This is a genomic window from Muribacter muris (assembly GCF_004569585.1).
In the GTDB taxonomy this organism is placed as follows: Bacteria; Pseudomonadota; Gammaproteobacteria; order Enterobacterales; family Pasteurellaceae; genus Muribacter; species Muribacter muris.
Genome location: NZ_SPPA01000065.1, coordinates 1 through 1,122, shown reverse-complemented (window position 1 = coordinate 1,122; position 1,122 = coordinate 1). Strand labels below are relative to the sequence as shown.

At 45.6% G+C, this 1,122-nt stretch carries 1 protein-coding gene; it reads right to left on the bottom strand.

All coding sequences use genetic code 11. From position 1 onward, the window contains the following. On the bottom strand, positions 1 to 1,121 hold a 1,121-nt coding region (tuf, locus tag E4T80_RS12605; protein ID WP_135058720.1), incomplete at its 3' end, for an elongation factor Tu. Position 1,122 lies beyond the last annotated feature (1 nt).

The window sequence follows — 1,122 nt, the reverse complement described above, 5'->3', positions numbered from 1 at the left end:
CGTAAACCTTCGTCCATTGCGATTGGGTGGATTAAGCTTACTGTCATTTTGATGTTATCGCCAGGCATTACCATTTCCACGCCTTCCGGTAATTCGATTGTACCGGTTACGTCTGTTGTACGGAAATAGAATTGTGGACGGTAACCTTTGAAGAATGGAGTATGACGACCGCCTTCTTCTTTTGATAATACGTACACTTCAGATTCGAAGTCTGTGTGTGGGGTGATTGTACCCGGTTTCGCTAATACTTGACCACGTTCGATTTCTTCACGTTTTGTACCACGTAATAATGCACCCACGTTTTCACCTGCACGACCTTCGTCAAGTAATTTACGGAACATTTCAACACCGGTTACAGTTGTTTTGGTGGTTTCTTTGATACCCACGATTTCAACTTCTTCACCGGATTTGATGATACCACGCTCAACACGACCGGTTACTACGGTACCACGACCGGAGATTGAGAAGACGTCTTCGATTGGTAATAGGAACGGTTTATCAATCGCACGCTCCGGTTCCGGAATGTAAGTGTCTAAGTGGTTCGCTAACTCAAGGATTTTTTCTTCCCATTCTGCAACGCCGTTTAATGCTTGTAACGCAGAACCGCGTACGATTGGTGTGTCATCGCCCGGGAAATCGTATTGAGAAAGAAGCTCACGCACTTCCATTTCAACTAATTCTAATAATTCTTCGTCATCCACCATATCGCATTTGTTTAAGAATACGATGATGTATGGTACGCCTACTTGGCGACCTAAAAGAATGTGCTCACGCGTTTGTGGCATAGGGCCGTCTGTTGCTGCAACCACTAAGATTGCGCCGTCCATTTGTGCCGCACCGGTAATCATATTTTTAACATAGTCGGCGTGTCCCGGACAGTCAACGTGTGCGTAGTGGCGAGTTTCAGTATCGTATTCAACGTGTGAAGTGTTGATGGTGATACCACGCGCTTTTTCTTCTGGCGCGTTGTCGATTTGGTCGAATGCACGAGCCGCACCACCGAAGTGTTTTGCAAGTACAGTCGTGATTGCTGCTGTTAAAGTTGTTTTACCGTGGTCAACGTGGCCGATTGTACCCACGTTAACGTGCGGTTTTGTACGTTCAAATTTTTCTTTAGACATT